General features: G+C 40.3%; 18 protein-coding genes. All 18 read left to right on the top strand.

Annotation, left to right across the window (positions count from 1 at the left end):
- The first annotated feature begins 173 nt into the window (after positions 1 to 173).
- The 18 genes from CIB29_RS08025 (at position 174) to pduL (ending at position 18618) form a co-directional block, all read left to right on the top strand.
- Positions 174 to 1205 (top strand): LacI family DNA-binding transcriptional regulator, encoded by a 1032-nt coding sequence (locus tag CIB29_RS08025; protein ID WP_198543805.1) that lies wholly within the window; start codon positions 174 to 176, stop codon positions 1203 to 1205.
- A gap of 119 nt (positions 1206 to 1324) precedes the next feature.
- Positions 1325 to 2815 (top strand): rhamnulokinase, encoded by a 1491-nt coding sequence (gene rhaB, locus CIB29_RS08020; RefSeq protein WP_094548549.1) that lies wholly within the window; start codon positions 1325 to 1327, stop codon positions 2813 to 2815.
- Between the two features lie 164 nt (positions 2816 to 2979).
- Positions 2980 to 3354 carry a sensory rhodopsin transducer gene (locus CIB29_RS08015; RefSeq protein ID WP_094548547.1) on the top strand — a complete coding sequence of 125 codons (375 nt, stop codon included), beginning with the start codon at positions 2980 to 2982 and terminating at the stop codon, positions 3352 to 3354.
- A 117-nt stretch (positions 3355 to 3471) separates the two neighbouring features.
- Positions 3472 to 4743 (top strand): L-rhamnose isomerase, encoded by a 1272-nt coding sequence (gene rhaA, locus CIB29_RS08010; RefSeq protein ID WP_094548545.1) that lies wholly within the window; start codon positions 3472 to 3474, stop codon positions 4741 to 4743.
- Positions 4744 to 5082: 339 nt separating this feature from the next.
- Complete coding sequence (locus CIB29_RS08005) at positions 5083 to 6312, top strand: MFS transporter (protein ID WP_157910248.1); 1230 nt, start codon at positions 5083 to 5085, stop codon at positions 6310 to 6312.
- 301 nt (positions 6313 to 6613) lie between these two features.
- On the top strand, positions 6614 to 7411 hold the full coding sequence (locus tag CIB29_RS08000; RefSeq protein WP_094548541.1) for a class II aldolase/adducin family protein: 798 nt from the start codon (positions 6614 to 6616) through the stop codon (positions 7409 to 7411).
- Between the two features lie 16 nt (positions 7412 to 7427).
- Positions 7428 to 9092, top strand: coding sequence for a propanediol/glycerol family dehydratase large subunit (locus tag CIB29_RS07995; RefSeq protein WP_094548539.1), 1665 nt, complete (start codon positions 7428 to 7430; stop codon positions 9090 to 9092).
- An 89-nt stretch (positions 9093 to 9181) separates the two neighbouring features.
- On the top strand, positions 9182 to 9859 hold the full coding sequence (locus CIB29_RS07990; RefSeq protein ID WP_094548537.1) for a propanediol/glycerol family dehydratase medium subunit: 678 nt from the start codon (positions 9182 to 9184) through the stop codon (positions 9857 to 9859).
- On the top strand, positions 9860 to 10375 hold the full coding sequence (locus CIB29_RS07985) for a diol dehydratase small subunit (protein WP_094548535.1): 516 nt from the start codon (positions 9860 to 9862) through the stop codon (positions 10373 to 10375).
- A gap of 30 nt (positions 10376 to 10405) precedes the next feature.
- Positions 10406 to 12223, top strand: a complete 1818-nt coding sequence (locus CIB29_RS07980) for a diol dehydratase reactivase subunit alpha (protein WP_094548533.1) — start codon at positions 10406 to 10408, stop codon at positions 12221 to 12223.
- Positions 12224 to 12267: 44 nt separating this feature from the next.
- On the top strand, positions 12268 to 13287 hold the full coding sequence (locus tag CIB29_RS07975) for a cob(I)yrinic acid a,c-diamide adenosyltransferase (RefSeq protein ID WP_094548531.1): 1020 nt from the start codon (positions 12268 to 12270) through the stop codon (positions 13285 to 13287).
- Positions 13284 to 14726, top strand: a complete 1443-nt coding sequence (locus tag CIB29_RS07970; protein WP_094548529.1) for an aldehyde dehydrogenase family protein — start codon at positions 13284 to 13286, stop codon at positions 14724 to 14726. Before CIB29_RS07975 ends, CIB29_RS07970 begins: the two co-directional genes overlap by 4 nt.
- Positions 14727 to 14899: 173 nt before the next feature.
- Positions 14900 to 16105, top strand: coding sequence for a zinc-binding dehydrogenase (locus tag CIB29_RS07965; protein WP_094548527.1), 1206 nt, complete (start codon positions 14900 to 14902; stop codon positions 16103 to 16105).
- 3 nt (positions 16106 to 16108) lie between these two features.
- The gene (locus CIB29_RS07960) at positions 16109 to 16453 is read left to right on the top strand and encodes a BMC domain-containing protein (RefSeq protein WP_094548525.1); all 345 of its coding nucleotides are present in this window, start codon (positions 16109 to 16111) and stop codon (positions 16451 to 16453) included.
- A 72-nt stretch (positions 16454 to 16525) separates the two neighbouring features.
- The gene (gene eutM / locus CIB29_RS07955; protein WP_094549156.1) at positions 16526 to 16804 is read left to right on the top strand and encodes an ethanolamine utilization microcompartment protein EutM; all 279 of its coding nucleotides are present in this window, start codon (positions 16526 to 16528) and stop codon (positions 16802 to 16804) included.
- A 69-nt stretch (positions 16805 to 16873) separates the two neighbouring features.
- On the top strand, positions 16874 to 17143 hold the full coding sequence (locus CIB29_RS07950) for a BMC domain-containing protein (RefSeq protein WP_094548523.1): 270 nt from the start codon (positions 16874 to 16876) through the stop codon (positions 17141 to 17143).
- A gap of 245 nt (positions 17144 to 17388) precedes the next feature.
- Positions 17389 to 17667, top strand: coding sequence for an ethanolamine utilization microcompartment protein EutM (gene eutM / locus CIB29_RS07945; RefSeq protein WP_094549154.1), 279 nt, complete (start codon positions 17389 to 17391; stop codon positions 17665 to 17667).
- A 72-nt stretch (positions 17668 to 17739) separates the two neighbouring features.
- Positions 17740 to 18618: a phosphate propanoyltransferase gene (pduL, locus tag CIB29_RS07940; RefSeq protein WP_341444398.1), complete on the top strand. Its 879-nt coding sequence runs from the start codon at positions 17740 to 17742 to the stop codon at positions 18616 to 18618.
- Positions 18619 to 18623 lie beyond the last annotated feature (5 nt).

Genomic DNA, 18623 nt, shown 5'->3' with positions numbered 1-18623 from the left:
AGTCTCTTTATTTATTTCGACAAATTTTTATTAAATCCTCTTTTTATTTGTAGATAGCAAAATAAAACATTAATTTTCTTTTCCGTCTTGCAGGAATTTTTATTTTGAAGTAGAATATAATTATTATAGAAAATAATTTCATGTTATCGTTTTCCATGGATCGGGGTATTACAATGGCAACCATAAAAGATGTAGCAAAGCGCGCAGGTGTATCTGTTACCACAGTATCCAGGGTACTCAACAATACAGCACCTGTCAACGAAGCGACAAGAGAAAAAATAATGAAGGCAATTGAGGAACTAAATTACACACCAAGTATTATAGCGCAGGGGATGCGAACAAAAAAATCCAAGACGGTAGGGGTTATCATTCCGGATTATATAAACCCTTTTTATCATGAATTGTTTAAATACCTGGAAGATGCAGCAAGAAGGGAAGGGTACCATGTAATTATTGCCTCTACCGGGGAAGAGGCCTCTGATGAGATCAGTTATATCAATGACCTCATCAACAGGAATATAGATGGTATTATCGTATGTTCTTACAGGGGAGCCGAAGAAACAATAGAATACCTTCTGGATTCATCCAAAAAACTGCCTGTTATTTTTATGGATAACCTCCAGGTAAACAAACCGGTAAATGCGGTCTATACAGACGGATACGAGGGCGTCAAGACAATAACCGGGCACTTGATTGATATGGGACATAAAGAAATTGCTTTTATCAAGCCCTTGGCAAGATATAAAGTAGCAAATGACCGTTATGAAGGATATGTAGATGCTGTTAAAGAGGCAGGGTTAATATTCAAACAGGAATTGGTATATGAGGGAAACTACCATATTCAAAGCGGGTATGATGCCGGAAAATATTTTTTGACCCAGGTGGAGGTTCGACCGACGGCAATTGTATCAGCAACCGATTTGATGGCGATAGGGGCAATGAATTATATAAAATCCCAGGGACTTGAAATTCCGCAAGATATTGCAATTGCAGGATTTGATGATATCTACATGAGCAGGATTATAACACCTCCACTTACAACCTATAGGCAACCTATAGAAAAAATAGCCGCAGAAGCTGTCGGACTATTTATCCATAAATTAAATCACCCTAGTGCAAAAAACAGGCAAATTGCCTTGAAGGGAGAACTCATTATAAGAAGGTCTACAGATATAAAAAAGCAAGAAGTAGAAACGCTACTGTAATTGCTGCTCACATGCAAAGTACAGAAGCTAATGTAAAATCTTTAGTGCGTTCAATACAAGAATGTATTTTTACTATTTATGAAAACGATAACATGAAATCGGTAACAGGGAGGGATAAGATGCAAAACAATGTAAAAATGCTGGCTTTTGACTTTGGTGCAAGTAGCGGAAGGGCAATGCTGGCTAATTTTGATGGGGAAAAGCTTAGTTTGGAGGAAATGCACAGGTTTTCAAATGACCCGGTAAATGTCCGGGGCAGTCTTTATTGGGATGTGCTAAGGCTATTTTATGAAATCAAGCAGGGCATTTTGAAATGTGCAAATGGCGGACATAAGGATATTGCTTCCATTGGAATTGATACCTGGGGTGTTGACTTTGGTTTGCTGGATGGGCAGGGCAATCTGTTAGGGAATCCATACCATTACAGGGACACGAGAACCGAAGGTATGATGGAAGAAGCTTTTAAGCTGGTACCAAAGGAAGAGATATATGGTGAGACTGGTATCCAGATTATATGGTTTAATACCATATACCAATTGTTATCTATGAAGATAAATAATTCACCTATGCTGGAAAAAGCAAAGACACTTCTGTTAATGCCGGATTTGTTTAATTACTTTTTAACCGGGGTAAAATCAACAGAGTTCACCAATGCAACTACAACACAGCTGTTTAATCCTACAAAAGGCACCTGGGCTAAGGAATTAATGAGGTGTCTGGGGATACCGGCAGAAATATTTACAGATATCGTCCATGCGGGAACAATCATCGGTTCGCTTTCACCAGACATTTCAAAAGAATTAGGAGTAGGGGATATACCTGTGGTATCGGTAGCTTCCCATGATACTGGTTCGGCGGTTGCTGCAGTTCCGGTGATAGATGAGGAAGACTATATATATATCAGCTGCGGAACATGGTCGCTGATGGGTGTTGAAGCAAATAAACCGATTATCAATGAAAAAAGCTTTGGCCTAAACTTTACAAATGAAGGCGGAGTCAATAACACCATAAGGTTCCTCAAAAACATTATGGGATTATGGCTGGTTCAAGAATGCAAGAGACAATGGGATAGAGAAGGGGAGAAATTAAGCTTTGCGGAGTTGGAACAGATGGCATGGAATGCAAAGCCATTTGTGTCCTTTGTTGACCCTGACCACCATTCCTTTGCAACTCCGGGGAATATGCCGCAAAGGATTAGAGATTTCTGTAAAAATACCAACCAACCTGTACCTGAAAGTAAAGGTGAAATAATACGCTGTGTTGCTCAAAGCCTGGCTTTAAAATACCGTTATACTGTGGAATGTCTTGAGGAGATTTTAGGTAAGAAGCTTAACGTCATCCATATGATAGGCGGAGGCATAAAGGATAAAATGTTGTGCCAGCTTACTGCCAATGCTACAGGCAGGGAAGTGGTGGCAGGACCGGTAGAAGCTACTTCTATAGGAAATATCATTGTCCAGGCAATGGCGTTAAAAGAGATAGGAAATTTAAGAGAAGCGAGGCAGATTGTTAAAAACTCGTTCCCAACCACAGTATATCAGCCGGAAAATATAAGTGAATGGGACGAAGCATATAGTAAATTTGTGAAGCTGATTAGTGCAGAGAAGTAATAAATTGAGAATGTTCCTAATCCGAAACTACTGAAAAAGTCCGATTTAGCAAGAAGAAGGGGCAAGACAGAGGATCTGTCCCCGTGTGTTGCCCCTGGCTGTAGAGGTACTTTTTCAGTGGTTTCTTCCTATCCTGATAGTAGAAAAAGAAAGGAGTATCAAGTATGTCGGATGCAGTTGGGAAAAAAATATGGGTTATTCCTGACGGTTTTCTCCCGGAGAAAAGTAACGGGGATTTTGTCAGCCATGAAGCTGTATGTGTTTTGAACACTGGTGAAAAGGATGCACATATTAACATTACTGTGTATTTTGAAGACAGGGAGCCTATGGAAAGATTTACAGCGGTATGTGGTGCTAAAAGAACCAATCATATCCGTCTGGATAAGATTGAAGATGCAGATGGTCAAAAGATACCCGTTGGAGTACCTTATGCATTGAAAGTGGAAAGCGACCAGCCAATCGTTGTACAGCACAGCAGGATGGACACGACACAGGCTGAAATGACATTAATGACAACCATGGCCTACCCGGTTGGTTAAGCTAAGAGCTTAGATAATATTTATTTTATCAAAAAACAATAACACCACGTTAAAATTTTATACTCCGAGCTCCGAACTCCAAGCTTCGAGTTGAAACATAATGAAAGGGGAAACAGTATGAGTGAAGTACAAAAAAGAATTGAAGAAAACTATCTGAGAGCCAAGGAAGCCTATGCGGAATGGGGAATTGATACCGATGAAATATTGGAAAAATTGGAAAGGGTTTCGATTTCTCTGCATTGCTGGCAGGGGGATGATGTGGCTGGTTTTGAACGTGTTTCCGAAGACTTGACGGGGGGTATTCAGGTAACCGGTAATTATCCCGGTAAAGCAAAGACACCGCAGGAATTGAGAGCGGACATTGAAAAAGCGCTTTCTCTAATTCCGGGTAAACATCGTCTCAATTTACACGCCATTTATGCAGAGACCGATGGAGAAAAGGTAGAACGAAACGAGTTGCAGCCAAAGCATTTTAAAAATTGGGTAGAATGGGCAAAAGCACAGGGATTGGGATTGGATTTTAACCCAACATTCTTTTCTCACCCACTCAGTGATGACGGGTTTACATTAAGCCATTCAAATAAAGAGATTCAAAAATTCTGGATTGAGCATGGCAAAGCATGCAGAAAGATTGGAGAATATTTTGGAAAAGAACTTGGGACACCCTGTGTAACAAATATCTGGATTCCTGACGGATATAAAGATATTCCTGTGGACCGTTTTGGCCCAAGGCAAAGACTAAAAGAGGCATTGGATGAAATACTTCAAGAGAAGATTTCTCCGGAATACAACCTTGATGCAGTTGAAAGTAAATTATTTGGTATTGGTTCAGAAAGCTATGTAGTAGGTTCTCATGAATTCTACATGGGCTATGCGGTAAAAAATAATACTTTACTTTGTCTGGATGCAGGACATTTCCATCCAACGGAAGTGATTTCTAATAAGATTTCCGCAATGATGAACTTTTTAGATGAAATACTCCTGCATGTAAGCAGGCCGGTAAGATGGGACAGTGACCATGTTGTCATTTTTGACGACGAGTTACAGGCTATTATGCAGGAAATTGTAAGAGGTGATTTCTTAAATAGGACCCATATTGCACTGGACTTTTTTGATGCAAGCATCAACCGAATTGCAGCATGGGTGATAGGTACAAGAAATGCAATTAAAGCACTTTTAAAAGCCATGCTGGAACCTGTTGAAAAGCTAAAACAGTATGAGTTGGAAGGGGACTTTACATCAAGACTTGCATTATTGGAAGAATTCAAATCCTATCCTTTTGGAGCAATCTGGGATTATTATTGTTTGAAGCAAAATGTTCCTGTGAAGGAAGCATGGTTAGATGAAGTGAAACAGTATGAAAAAGAGGTATTAAGTAAAAGAGAATAACAATACTTGATAAACCAAACCAATCCTGGAAATGAACATGAAAAACATAAATGAGACTGTAAAATATCTGGGAATTTCCCAAAGAAACATTTTACAGTCTCTCTTTTTTATATACATAATTGTCAATAAAGCAAGGAAAACTTTAGTAATAAATATGATTGATTTATAATACTACATTAATATATAATACTGCAATGTTCTAGATATTTGAAATTTGGGGGCTGCAATCACATGACCTTTCGCTCTTTTATACAAAACATTTATTTTAGCAAGACACCGTTAAAACCTGAGGATTATGAAATAAGCAGGCGTTTTTTCTTATTTGAAGGAAGTTCTGCGATGGGTATATTTGCTTTAACCAGTGGTGCGTTCCTGGTTGGTTTTGCAAATTATATGGGGGCAAATGATGAATTTAATGGCATCATTGCAGCTATTCCGGTACTTGCCGGCGTGGTTCAGATACTTTCATCTTTTGTATTTGAAAAAATAGAACAGCGGAAATTTTTAATTTCAATTTTGTGTTTGTTTTTTCGTTCGATGCTCGGATTGATAATGTTTATTCCGCTTATAGCAACTGACGCAACTACGAGATTACTGTTGCTGGGTGGGGGTTATGGAGTTGCTTATTTGATTGCTTCATTTATCATTCCGCCGGCATCTAACTGGATAGTGGATTTAACCCCTGAATATATACGTGGAAAATACCTTGCGCAAAAAGATGCTTATTCTCTTGCTTTTCTTACCATTATTACCATTTTGATGGGCAGGGTCCTGGATATTTTCCGGCAAAACGGTAATGAATATGGTGGATTTGTAGTTATTGGAATAGTAGTGTTTCTACTTGCAATCATTAATTTTTACTGTTTATCTTCAGCCAAAGAACCTATACCCGTTAAAAATGGAACTCCGGTTAGATTGAAAGATGTTTTACTAATTCCGCTTAAAAACATCAGGTTTAGAAAAATTATAGTTCTTTTTATCCTCTGGAATGCCGGGCTTCAGGTAGCTGGACCTTTTTTTGCCGTTTATATGGTAACGGGTTTAAAAATCAGCTATACGTACATTATGGCTATGGGAGTAATTTCTTCGGTTATCAGAGTGATTTTGGCACCTTATTGGGGAAAGCTGGCGGACCAAAAGTCCTGGTTTTTTTCTACCAAAGCTTCCGTTGGTATTCTAGCCATTACCCATTTTATGTGGTTTTTTGTGAATAGTCGTACTGCATGGTTGATGATTCCTGTTGTACATATCCTTGGAGGTATTGCGTGGGCAGGGATTAATATCTCTTTATTTAATATCCAGTTTGTTTTTGCACCACGTGAAGGAAGAACCATGTACCTTGCCTCTAATGCAGCCGTCGGAGGGCTTGTCGGTTTTGTAAGTACGCTTGCAGGTTCTGCAATTTTAAGGATCCTGGAAGAATATCGTTTTAGCATTGTTGCGTTTTCTGTCTCAAATATGCAGATTATTTTTGCATTATCCGGTTTGGTGTTAGGTGCTTGTTCGTTGTTTGTGCACCTTTTACCCAAATTGAATGATCCCTCTCAAGTAGATAGTCCTATAATCTAGTAGGTTGAAGAAAAAATAATATACAAAAATATGAGTGTGAATTTAATAATAACTTATTGGGTTTGCTAGATAAAAAAAGCAAAACAGCAGAATGAGAACTAAAGGAACAACGTTAAAATAACGTGGTTCCTTTTTTGTTTTTGTATAATTGATCCTAAACCTATATATTATTTGTACTGCTTTAAGAATTTATACACAAAAACAAAAAATAACTTTACATGGATAAATAAAAGGTGTATAATATAAACAAAGAAAAAACAACATAAACAAAAAATAATAAATAAAAATAGGGGGTTGAATTATGAGGTCTGATTTTGAGATAAAAAGAGAAATATGCGAAATCGGCAGAAGAATTTATAACAAAGGCTTTGTTGCTGCAAACGATGGTAATATTACTGTTAAGGTAAGTGATAATGAATTCTGGGCAACTCCTACAGGGGTAAGTAAAGGATTTATGACTCCCGATATGCTTATCAAAGTCGACGCAGAAGGAAGAGTATTGGAAGGTACATGGAAGCCTTCTTCCGAATTAAAAATGCACCTCAGAGTTTATAAGGAAAGGCCGGACGTAGGTGCTGTTGTTCATGCCCATCCGCCAACAGCTACCGGATTTGCCATTGCAGGTGTTCCACTAGATAAATATACAATGCCGGAAGCAATTATCTTCTTGGGAAGCGTACCTATTGCTGAATATGGTACTCCATCTACCGATGAGATTCCAGATGCACTTAGCAAGTATCTTCAAAGTTATGATGCATTTCTATTAGAAAATCACGGAGCATTAACAGTTGGTAAGGATCTGATGACAGCTTATTTCAAGATGGAAACATTAGAATTCTATGCGAAAATCAGTCTAACCGCAAGATTGCTGGGTGGAGAAAGAGAACTTTCATGCGAACAAATCGGAAAATTAATGGATATTAGAAGAAAATTCAATGTTCCCGGTAAACATCCTGGGTGCCCAAGCTGCAACATTGAAGGAGTGGGCGAGCCGGTTAAACAAGAACTTAAAACTAATGAATCAGGTTTTGACGAAAAAGAGCTTACAGCAATTGTGGCTGAAGTTACAAAACGGGTACTGGCTCAATGCAAGGGTTAGCGGATGGTGAACAAACATGCATAAATCCAAAAGATTCCAAGTGCTTAGTCAACGTCCCGTGCATAATGACGGTTTTGTAAAGGAATGGCCTAAGGTTGGTTTTATCGCTATGGAGAGTGATTCGGACCCACGGCCTTCTATTAAAATTCAAAACGGAATTATTGTAGAGATGGACGGAAAACCAAGAAATGAATTTGATTTTATAGATAGATTTATTGCTGATTATGCTATTGATATAGAAATTGCACAGGAAGCAATGAATACCGATTCACTAAAAGTAGCGAGAATGCTGGTGGATATTAATACCAGTAAAAAGGATATTGCGCGGCTGGCAAATGGTTTCACCCCGGCCAAGCTGGTGGAAATCATGAAGTACCTGAATGTAGTTGAGATGATGATGGCAATGCAGAAAATGAGGGAAAGAAAGATTCCTTCCAACCAGTGCCATGTTACAAATTTAAAAGACCATCCGGTTCAGATTGCTGCAGATGCAGCTGAAGCTGCTGTAAGAGGGTTTGATGAAGAAGAAACCACGGTGGGAATAGCCAGATACGCCCCTTTAAATGCTTTAGCGCTGCTTATCGGATCCCAATCGGGCAGACGGGGGATTCTTACCCAGTGTGCAGTAGAAGAAGCAGTTGAGTTGAAAATGGGTATGAAGGGACTTACCTGTTATGCTGAAACCATTTCAGTATATGGAACTGAAAGAGTTTTTATAGATGGTGATGATACACCCTATTCAAAGGCATTTTTGGCATCAGCTTATGCTTCGAGAGGCATGAAAATGCGATGCACCTCAGGCACAGGATCAGAAGTATTGATGGGAAATGCAGAAGGAAAATCCATGCTCTACCTGGAAGCGCGTTGCCTTCTAGTTATTAAAGGTGCCGGTGTCCAGGGAACCCAGAACGGTGCTATCAGCTGTATAGGTATCGCGGGGGCTGTGCCTTCCGGAATTAGGGCAGTTCTGGCGGAGAACCTTATTGCTGCCATGCTTGGACTAGAGGTTGCATCGGGAAATGACCAGACCTTCTCCCATTCAGATATCAGAAGGACTGCGAGAATGCTAATGCAAATGCTTCCTGGAACAGACTTTATATTTTCAGGATATAGCGCAACACCTAACTACGATAATATGTTTGCCGGATCAAACTTTGATGCAGAAGACTTTGATGATTACAATGTGCTTCAACGGGATTTAAAGATTGACGGAGGCTTAAAGCCGGTAACAGAGCATGCTGTAGTTCAGGCGAGAAACAAAGCGGCACGGGCTTTGCAGGCTGTATTCAGAGAACTTGGATTCCCTCCCATTACTGATGAAGAGGTAGAAGCTGCTACGTATGCTCACGGCAGCAAGGACATGCCGGATAGAAATATAACAGAAGATTTGAGAGCAGCACAAAAGTTGCTTGACGGAGAGCTAACAGGTTTGGATGTTGTAAAAGCCTTATATAACAGTGGATTTGAAGATTTGGCCAGTGCTGTACTGAATATGTTGAAGCAGAGAATATCGGGAGACTACCTCCAGACCTCCTCGATACTAGATGACCAATTCAATGTAATAAGTGCTGTCAATGCACCTAACGATTATATGGGCCCGGGTACAGGGTATAGGGTAGACGGCAAACGCTGGGAAGAGATTAAAAATATAAGTATGGCGATTGATCCGGAGAAGATATGATTTGCAGCCTGGAGCCCGGAGAAATGAAAATCCAAAGCCGTGGATTACTCCAAGATCCGAACTCCTAGCTGATAGAAGGGTGATTCAATATGGAATACAATGAACAACTTGTCAAACTTATTACTGCTAAAGTATTAGAACGGTTAAAACAAAGTCAAAACTTTAATATAGATAATACAACCAGCGTTAAAGCTGATAGCAATGAGCAGAAGCTATTTATTAGAGAAACAGGGGAAGCAGCTGTTGGATTATACAATGACGAAGTGGTGATAGGAGTTGCTCCCGCTTTTGGAGAATCACAGACTGAAACCATCAATGGACTATCTCATTATGATGTATTGAGAGAAATTGCTGCCGGGATTGAAGAAGAAGGACTAAGGTACAGATTTGTAAAAGTCTATAATACTTCCGATGTGTCGTTTATTGCGTTAACAGCGGCAAAACTCAGCGGGTCCGGAATAGGAATAGGGTTGCAATCCAAAGGCACTGCTGTAATCCACCAGAAAGACTTATTTCCCCTTACAAACCTGGAGTTGTTTCCACAGGCACCATTGATTACTAAGGAAATATATAGAAAAATAGGAAAAAATGCTGCCAGATATGCCAAGGGATTATCGCCAACACCAATTACTGTCCAGAATGACTGCATGGTAAGACCTAAATTCCAGGCAAAGGCCGCTTTACTTCATATAAAAGAAACTGAAAAGGTTAAAGATGATGCAAAACCTGTAGCGTTAGAGGTTTCTTTTGGAAAGCAGGTGGTGTAGATGGAAGAGAATAGAATAGAGCAGCTGGTAAAGAGGATAGCGGAAACACAGTTAGGAGTGGGGAGTGAGGAGTGGGGAGTAAAATCTCTGAACTCTGCAAATAACACTTCTAAGCTAACGCTAAGTGATTATCCGCTGGCACAGAAAAGGCCGGAATTGATTAAGAGTTATACGGGGAAAACGTTGAATGATATAACGCTGGAAAAAGTAGTAGATGAAGAAGTGAAGCCGGAGGATATTCGAATCAGTGCTGAAGTATTGGAGCTGCAGGCACAGGTAGCAGAGGCAAATGGTAAAAAGCAGTTTGCCCATAATTTAAGAAGGGCTGCTGAATTAACAAGAATTCCAGATGAAAAAGTACTGGAAATATATGAACTCTTAAGACCCAGAAGAGCCACAAAACAGCAGTTACTGGATGCTGCACAGGAGCTGGAAACCAAATATCAGGCCAAAATCACGGCGAAACTAATCAGGGAAGCAGCGGAAGTATATGAAACAAGAAAGATACTAAGATAGAAATGTAGGAGAGAGAAAGAGGTTTTGAAATTGTTTAAGTTAATTGCCGGCGTTGATATAGGGAACTCTACTACCGAAGTTTGTATTGCAGCCAAGGACGATATAGGGACTTTAAAGTTTTTATCCACAGGATTAACCAAGACAACAGGAATAAAAGGTACGCTGGATAATATCAGCGGTATCATCACTGCATTGGAAGAAGCGGTACAAAAAGCAGGAATAAGGATACAGGACCTGGCTGTGATCAAGATTAATGAGGCTACCCCTGTAATAAGTGAAACAGCAATGGAAACAATTTCAGAGACAGTAATTGTAGAGTCTTCAATGATCGGACATAACCCTTCAACGCCAGGTGGAAGAGGTATAGCAACCGGTATTACCCGAGAAATTAGCAAGCTTCTATCAAGCAAGAAGGGTGAAGAGCTGATTGTAGTAATCCCTGAAGACTGGGACTATGAAGATGCTGCCAGAATCATTAACCAGGCAGTACAACAAGGAATATATGTAAGAGGAGCAATTGTGCAAAAAGACGATGCAGTACTAATTTCGAACCGGCTTATTGCTAAAATTCCCATTGTGGATGAAGTAACATTAATACACAAGGTACCTCTTGAAAAACTTGCAGCAGTGGAAGTAGCAGGCAATGGAGAAACTATAAAGGTACTGCCCAACCCCTATGGTCTGGCATCTATATTTAATCTGTCGCCGGCAGAAACAAAAAATATAATTCCAATATCCCGTAGTTTGATAGGAAACCGTTCGGCAGTAGTTATCAAGACACCGGGAGGAGATGTGAAAAATAGAAAAATACCTGCCGGGAAACTTACCATAAGGGGTGACCGGGCTTCAAGCCGGATAGATGTCATGGATGGCGCCCACAAAATTATGGCGGCACTTAGCAGTGTAGGAAATGTAGAAGATATCGCAGGAGAAGCGGGTACAAATGTTGGAGGTATGATGGCCAGGGTCAAAGGAATAATGGCACAGCTTACCCGGCAGCCTATTGAAGACCTGAATATCAGGGATATATTGGCGGTAGATACCTTTATACCGGTGAAGGTAGCGGGGGGGCTGGCCGGGGAATATGCGCTGGAAAATGCAGTTCTTTTGGCTGCAATGGTAAGGACTAACAGGCTGCCAATGGAGAGCATAGCCCGGGAACTCAGCAAAAGGACAGGGGTGTATGTAAAAATAGCCGGTGCGGAAGCAAATATGGCATTACTGGGAGCATTAACGACGCCGGGAACAGAAAAGCCGTTGGCCGTACTGGATATGGGGGGAGGTTCTACTGATGCAGCCCTTATTGGTGGTAACGGCAGTATCAAAAGTATTCACCTGGCCGGAGCCGGAGACATGGTTACAATGCTTATTAATTCTGAATTGGCACTAGAAGATAAAGAACTGGCTGAATCAATAAAGAAATTTCCTTTAGCGAAAGTAGAGAGCTTACTGCATTTGCGGTTTGAAGATGGTTCAGTTCAATTCTCAGAGACACCGCTGGACCCTGAACTGTATGCCAGGGTAGTGGTAGTAACCGATGAATTTTTGATTCCAATAAAATCAAGCAAGCAGTATACGATGGAAAAGATTCAGTTCGTAAGACGGGAAGCCAAAAGGAAGGTATTTATTACCAATGCGTTAAGAGCACTAACGGCAGTGGCTCCGGAAGGAAATATCAGAAATATAGGATTTGTGGTAATGGTAGGAGGGTCAGCATTAGACTTTGAAATTCCTGAAATGATTTCGAATGAGTTGTCTCAATACCGGATTGTAGCAGGAAGGGGAAATATACGGGGCACCGAAGGACCAAGAAATGCCGTTGCTACTGGTTTGGTGTTAAGTGAGTAATTCATGGAATTGAGAATTGACAATTGAGAATGGAGAATTAGAGGATGATATATACCAAAACCGGTGATGAAGGAATGACGGACACTTTAAGCAAAAAGAGAGTATCAAAAAATGACCTGTCAATCCATTTGATCGGTACAATGGATGAATTTACTTCTGCCCTGGGGTTGGCCCGGTCATTCTTGGACGATGAAAATGTACTGAAAGATTTGATATATGTTCAAAGAGATATTATAGCCTTTAATGCACAGGTCGTTGGTGGGAAATATGTTATCACCCAGGAGAAGATTGAATTTATTGAAAAACTCATAGATAAATACCAGCAGCAAGTTGGAAGCTTTAAAGGTTTTATACTTCCAGGAGCGTTCCATTCCACAGCAGCATTGGATATGGCAAGAACGATTGTACGCCGGGCTGAAAGAATTGCTGTCGGGTTAAAGGAAAAAAGAGAAATAAACGAATTTGGACTGATCTATTTAAACAGGCTTTCCGACTTAATATATGTGATGGCGCGATATATAGAACTTAAGGAGAAAGTTAAAGAGATTGTAAAAAAAGTTGTTAAGGAAAGAGGGGAGTGGACGGTGGGGAGTGAGGAGTTAAAACATGATGGACTCTTCGCTGCAAAGAATGAAGGTGATTTTGGTAAGTTAACACTCCAAGCTGCGAAGCAATTATCGTTGGAAATTGAGAAAAAGGCGATAGAGAAAGGCATGAAAGTTGTAATTGCTATTGCCGATGAAGGTGGTAATTTAATACTGCTACACAGGATGGATGACGCCTTTATTGCCAGTATTGATATTGCAGTTAATAAAGCCTATACATCGGCAGCATTAAAAATGTCTACTGAAACAGTTGGAAACTTGTCACAGCCGGGAAGTCCTTTGTATGGATTGCAGTTTACCAACAGCGGCAGGATTGTCATTTTTGGTGGTGGTGTTCCGCTAAAGCAGGCAGATAAAGTTGTAGGTGGGTTAGGTGTAAGTGGCGGAACAGCTGAACAGGATATAGAGCTTGCTGAATTTGGTGCTCAAATATTTGAAAAAGGGGGTCGAAACCAATGATAGATGAAAAACAAATCAACCTGATAGTAGAAAAGGTGCTTAAGAATATAGCAGCTGGTAATATAAGAGAAACAGAAAATAAAAAGCTATTAGGTGTGTTTGAATCGATGGAAGATGCGCTTGAAGCAGCAGAAAAAGCTTATAACAGCTTAAGGGAGTATTCTATTGAGCAAAGAGAGCAAATGATATCTGCAATCAGAAAGTTGACTTTAGAGAATGCAGAAATAATGGCAAAAATGGGTGTGGAAGAAACCGGGATGGGAAGGGTGGATCATAAGATATTAAAACACCAACTGGTAGCAAACAAGACCCCGGGAACTGAAGACTTAAACACTACAGCATGGTCGGGGGACAGGGGGCTAACCCTGGTAGAAAGAGCACCCTATGGTGTGATTGGAGCCATTACACCCAGTACCAATCCAAGTGAAACAGTAATCTGTAACAGTATTGGAATGATTGCAGCGGGAAATGCAGTGGTATTCAATCCTCACCCTAATGCAGTCAATGTATCAAATTTTGCAGTAGATTTGGTAAATAAAGCAGTAATGTATGCAGGGGGACCGAAGAACCTGGTCTGTTCCGTATATAAGCCAACACTGCAATCGGCGGATATTATGATGAAACACCCAGCTGTGAAACTTCTTGTTGCTACAGGGGGTCCGGGGGTTGTACGTGCCCTGCTCTCCTCGGGTAAGAAAGCCATTGGGGCCGGAGCGGGAAATCCTCCGGTAATTGTGGATGATACCGCTGATATTAAGAAAGCAGCTAAAGATATTATAGATGGAGCAACCTTTGACAACAACCTTCCCTGCATTGCAGAAAAAGAGGTATTTGCATTAGAAAATATTGCTGATGAACTGGTTTACTATATGCAGCAAAACGGAGCATACCTTATTAAAGGAGAAGAGATTGAACAACTGGTAAAAATAGTGCTAACTGAAAAAGAAGAACTTCAGGGTAAGGGATGTACCGATAGGCCTAAGAGAGAATTAATGATTAATAAAAAATGGGTAGGAAAAGATGCAAAGTTGATTTTGAAGGAGTTGGGTATCTATGTTGAAGATGATATTCGCTGCATCATTTGTGAAACCGGTGCAGATCATCCTTTTGTGGTGGAAGAGTTGATGATGCCTATTCTGCCCATCGTGAGAGTAAATAATGTGGATGAAGCTATTCGTTTAGCAGTAAAAGCAGAACATGGCAACAGACATACAGCACATATGCACTCAAAAAATATAGACAATCTTACAAAGTTTGCAAAAGCAATCGGAACTACAATCTTTGTAAAGAATGCACCATCCTATGCCGGAATTGGTGTAGGAAGCGAAGGATATGCTACGTTTACCATTGCCGGACCAACGGGTGAAGGCCTCACCTCAACCAAGACATTTACAAGAGAAAGAAGATGCGTACTGGTTGATTCGTTGTCGATTATTTGAATAATTACTATACATTTACTGAAAGTAATTTTACATGGCAGATAAAGTCAATAAGTTCACGGTTCACAGTAAAAGATATTAAATCGTTTACTACTGTGAACTGCGAGCTATAAGATCTACATGAAATAAAGAACTAATATAGAACATTATAAGAAAAGATGGGGGGAATAGTAATGTCGATTAATGAAAAAGATATAGAATCTTTAGTAAAGGCAGTGCTGGAAGAGTTAAGTGGAAGTACTGTTAAGTCTTTTGCCGGCAGCAAATCAAATATGGCAAAAGCAGCAGTTTTAACCGGATTGAAAAAAATAGAAGTAAAAGAATTCCCGATTCCTCAAATAAAAGATGATGAAATTCTTGTTAAAGTGGAGGGTTGCGGTGTTTGCGGAACTGACGTGCACGAGTGGAAAGGTGACCCGTTTGGATTAATACCGGTGGTATTAGGACATGAAGGCACTGGTGAAATCATAGCCCTGGGCAAGAATGTTACACAAGATACTGTGGGAAACCCTGTAAAAGTTGGCGACAAAATCGTAACTTCGGTTTCAGTCTGTGGAAAATGCAACATGTGTTTACATCATCCTGATAAACCAAACCTTTGTGAGAATCAAGGAGTTTATGGTTTGATTCCCGACAGTGAGGAATATCATTTAAATGGTTGGTTTGCAACACATCTTGTGATACGAAAAGGCTCAACCTTCTATAAAGTTTCAGATATGAGCCTCGAGCAGAGAATGTTGATTGAATTGGCTGCGGTAGCAGTACATGCAGTAGAAAGAGCTAAGACAACAGGAATTTTAAACTTCAACAGCAAAGCACTGGTACAGGGCTGCGGTCCGGTAGGGCAAATGGTGATCGCTGTATTAAAAACCCTGGGAGTAAGACATATCATTGCTATTGACGGAGATAACCAGAGATTAGCGATGACTAGAAAATTAGGCGCATTAGATACTATAAACTTTAAAGAAATCAATACATTGGATGATAGAATTGCATTCGTTAAGGACAAAACAGCAGGGTTGGGTGTGGATTTTGCATTCCAGTGCACTGGGGTTCCAGCAGCTTCTTCAGAAATATGGAAGTATATCAGAAGAGGCGGAGGACTTTGTGAAGTAGGCTTCTTTGTAGACAACGGTGACAGTAAGATTAATCCTCATTATGATATATGTAATAAAGAAATCACTGTTGTAGGTTCATGGGTATATTCACCTAAGGAATATCCGGTCACAATTGCTTTTATGAAGAGGGCCAAAGAAATCGGTCTTCCTTTGGAAGAATTAATTACACATAGGTATGGACTATATGAACTTAATGAGGCAATGGAAACAAATATAGCATTGAAAGGTATAAAAGTAGCCTATGTGAATAAGGAGATATAGTGTATGGGGAATCAAGCAATAGGTTTTATTGAAGTATTCGGCTATGTTACAGCAATTAAAGCAGCGGATGCAGCTGCGAAAGCAGCAGATGTCAGAATTGTAGCGCTTGACTCCACAAAGCCGGCAGCCGGAGACGCAGCAGAGGTCCCATTGGTGATGCTTGTAAAGCTTGAAGGAAGTGTTTCAGCAGTCCAGGCCGCTGTAGCTGCAGGAGTAGAAGCTGCAAAAAGGGCATCCGGTGTAATAGCACATCATGTAATCGCACGACCGGATGATGAAACACAAAAGCTCGTAACCATTTCAAATGTAGGAAAAGACAAGTTAAGAAAAGTGGGGAGTAAACAGTGAGGAGTGGAGAGTTATTAACTCCGAGCTTTAAATCAAAATATTATAAATAAATATTAAATGAGAGGAGAATTAATTAACATGGAAGCTTTAGGAATGGTAGAAACAAGAGGATTAACCGCATCAATAGAGGCAGCAGATGCTATGGCAAAAGCAGCAAATGTAGTATTGGTAGGAACAGAAAAAATAGGCTCAGGACTTGTAACCGTTATGGTAAGAGGAGACGTAGGAGCAGTGAAAGCCGCAACAGAAGCAGGTGCTGCAGCAGCAAAGAGACTTGGCGAGCTTGTAGCAGTACACGTAATCCCAAGACCACATAGTGATATCGAAAAGATATTGCCAACTATTAAATAATGATAGTATGAAAATAAGCCTGGCAAATCTATTTTCATCAATATCTTTATCTCAAACTTGGAGGTCAATATGGATTATTCAATCGCGTTAATGGAAGTTCAAAGCCTTGTAGCTGCAATTGAAGGATTGGATGCCATGTTAAAAGCTGCAGATGTGGAGCTTATTGCTACAGAAAGACGATTAGGCGGAAGACTGGTAACAGTCGTTATTCGCGGCAGTGTTTCCGCAGTTACGGCAGCTTTGGAGGCAGGGACTGCAGCCGCAAATAGGGTTGGCAGGGTAGTAGCTTCAGAAGTTATCGCCAGACCACACCCGGAAATAATGAAGTTTTTTAATTAATGAAAGGATGAGGTGCGAAAATGGCACAAATCCCGGAAGTAGACATAAAAGAAATTACAAAACAGGTAGAGCAAGATATTGCTCAAAAAACTCAAGGGCAGGCAGAACAAAAAAAGACAACGGAAAAACCTATTCAATCAAAAAGGAAAGAAACTGCTAAAAAGGCATTACAGCTTGAAGAGAAGCAAGAAGCTCCAAAGCAGGAAAAAGATAATGAAAATGAAAAAATTAAGGAGGTCAAATCAATGAATAATGAAGCTTTAGGAATGGTAGAAACAAGAGGATTGGTAGCTGCAATAGAGGCAGCAGATGCCATGGTAAAAGCAGCAAATGTAGTGCTTGTAGGAACAGAAAAAATAGGTTCAGGACTTGTAACCGTTATGGTAAGAGGAGACGTAGGAGCAGTGAAAGCTGCAACAGAAGCAGGTGCTGCATCCGCAAGCAGGCTGGGCGAAGTAATCGCTGTGCATGTAATACCAAGACCACATGGGGACATTGAAAAGATACTTCCATCAATCAAGTAATATGAAAATAGCTCGGAGCTTGGAGCTCGGAGTTAAAAGCCGCTAAAAAGTCAAATTTAGCAGGTAGAAGGGATGCGACTTGGGGACGGTTCGTCTGTTGCATGTGATTTTCATGCGACTGAGGAACCGTCCCCAAGTCGAAGCCCTGACCAGTCAGCGCTATTTTCATCGTTATTTGTGACGGGCGTGCCCGGCGTGGCAGTTAATATGACAATAGTGTTCAAGGGTGGTGTTATAATGGACCAAAAAGAATTAGTATCTCTTATTGTTTCAGAGGTTGTAAAAGAATTGAAGCAAAAAGAAAGTATTAAAGTAAATAAAAGAGAAAAAGAAGAATTAGAAGGTATCAAGGTTGGGATTTCTGCCCGTCATGTGCACCTATCTCAGGAAGACCTGGAAACCTTATTTGGAAAAGGGTATCAATTAACAAAATTTAAAGAACTTATGGGGGATGAATTTGCGGCAAAAGAACAGGTTACCCTTGTCGGGCCAAGCCTTAGAAGTATAGAAAATGTAAGGGTATTAGGACCGGTTAGAAAAAATACGCAGGTTGAGATTGCGAAAACTGATGCAATACGTCTTGGAGTAAATCCTCCTGTCCGGCCTTCGGGAGAAATTGCCGGTTCTGAAAGAATTGTAATAGTAGGACCGAGAGGGGTTGTACACATTAAGGAAGGTTGCATTATTGCAAATCGTCATATTCACATGACACCCGCTGATGCTCAAAGATATGGATTAAAGGATAACGATTATGTGGATGTTGAAACACGAAGCTGCAGACCGGCTCTTTTTTGTGGAGTTCAGGTAAGGGTTCATGAGAAATTTAACACTGAGATGCATATAGATACCGATGATGGAAATGCTGTAGGAATTAAAACCGGTGATATTATTAAAATTTTAGGCAAGTCTTCAAAAAATAGATGTGGAATAAGACTGTCTGAAAATGTATAAGGATG

Source organism: Petroclostridium xylanilyticum (genome assembly GCF_002252565.1).
Taxonomy (GTDB): domain Bacteria; phylum Bacillota; class Clostridia; order SK-Y3; family SK-Y3; genus Petroclostridium; species Petroclostridium xylanilyticum.
This window is presented reverse-complemented; position numbering and strand designations above follow the sequence as displayed.

Bases quoted from the DNA above. Each gene is read 5' to 3' on its own strand.
- CIB29_RS08025 (WP_198543805.1), top strand. From the start codon at position 174: ATGGCAACCATAAAAGATGTAGCAAAGCGCGCAGGTGTATCTGTTACC.
- CIB29_RS07965 (WP_094548527.1), top strand. From the start codon at position 14,900: ATGTCGATTAATGAAAAAGATATAGAATCTTTAGTAAAGGCAGTGCTG.
- pduL (WP_341444398.1), top strand. From the start codon at position 17,740: ATGCGACTTGGGGACGGTTCGTCTGTTGCATGTGATTTTCATGCGACT.
- rhaB (WP_094548549.1), top strand. From the start codon at position 1,325: ATGCAAAACAATGTAAAAATGCTGGCTTTTGACTTTGGTGCAAGTAGC.
- CIB29_RS07970 (WP_094548529.1), top strand. From the start codon at position 13,284: ATGATAGATGAAAAACAAATCAACCTGATAGTAGAAAAGGTGCTTAAG.
- CIB29_RS07990 (WP_094548537.1), top strand. From the start codon at position 9,182: ATGGAATACAATGAACAACTTGTCAAACTTATTACTGCTAAAGTATTA.
- CIB29_RS08015 (WP_094548547.1), top strand. From the start codon at position 2,980: ATGTCGGATGCAGTTGGGAAAAAAATATGGGTTATTCCTGACGGTTTT.
- CIB29_RS08005 (WP_157910248.1), top strand. From the start codon at position 5,083: ATGGGTATATTTGCTTTAACCAGTGGTGCGTTCCTGGTTGGTTTTGCA.
- rhaA (WP_094548545.1), top strand. From the start codon at position 3,472: ATGAGTGAAGTACAAAAAAGAATTGAAGAAAACTATCTGAGAGCCAAG.
- CIB29_RS07950 (WP_094548523.1), top strand. From the start codon at position 16,874: ATGGATTATTCAATCGCGTTAATGGAAGTTCAAAGCCTTGTAGCTGCA.
- CIB29_RS07975 (WP_094548531.1), top strand. From the start codon at position 12,268: ATGATATATACCAAAACCGGTGATGAAGGAATGACGGACACTTTAAGC.
- CIB29_RS07960 (WP_094548525.1), top strand. From the start codon at position 16,109: ATGGGGAATCAAGCAATAGGTTTTATTGAAGTATTCGGCTATGTTACA.
- CIB29_RS07995 (WP_094548539.1), top strand. From the start codon at position 7,428: ATGCATAAATCCAAAAGATTCCAAGTGCTTAGTCAACGTCCCGTGCAT.
- eutM (WP_094549154.1), top strand. From the start codon at position 17,389: ATGAATAATGAAGCTTTAGGAATGGTAGAAACAAGAGGATTGGTAGCT.
- CIB29_RS08000 (WP_094548541.1), top strand. From the start codon at position 6,614: ATGAGGTCTGATTTTGAGATAAAAAGAGAAATATGCGAAATCGGCAGA.
- CIB29_RS07985 (WP_094548535.1), top strand. From the start codon at position 9,860: ATGGAAGAGAATAGAATAGAGCAGCTGGTAAAGAGGATAGCGGAAACA.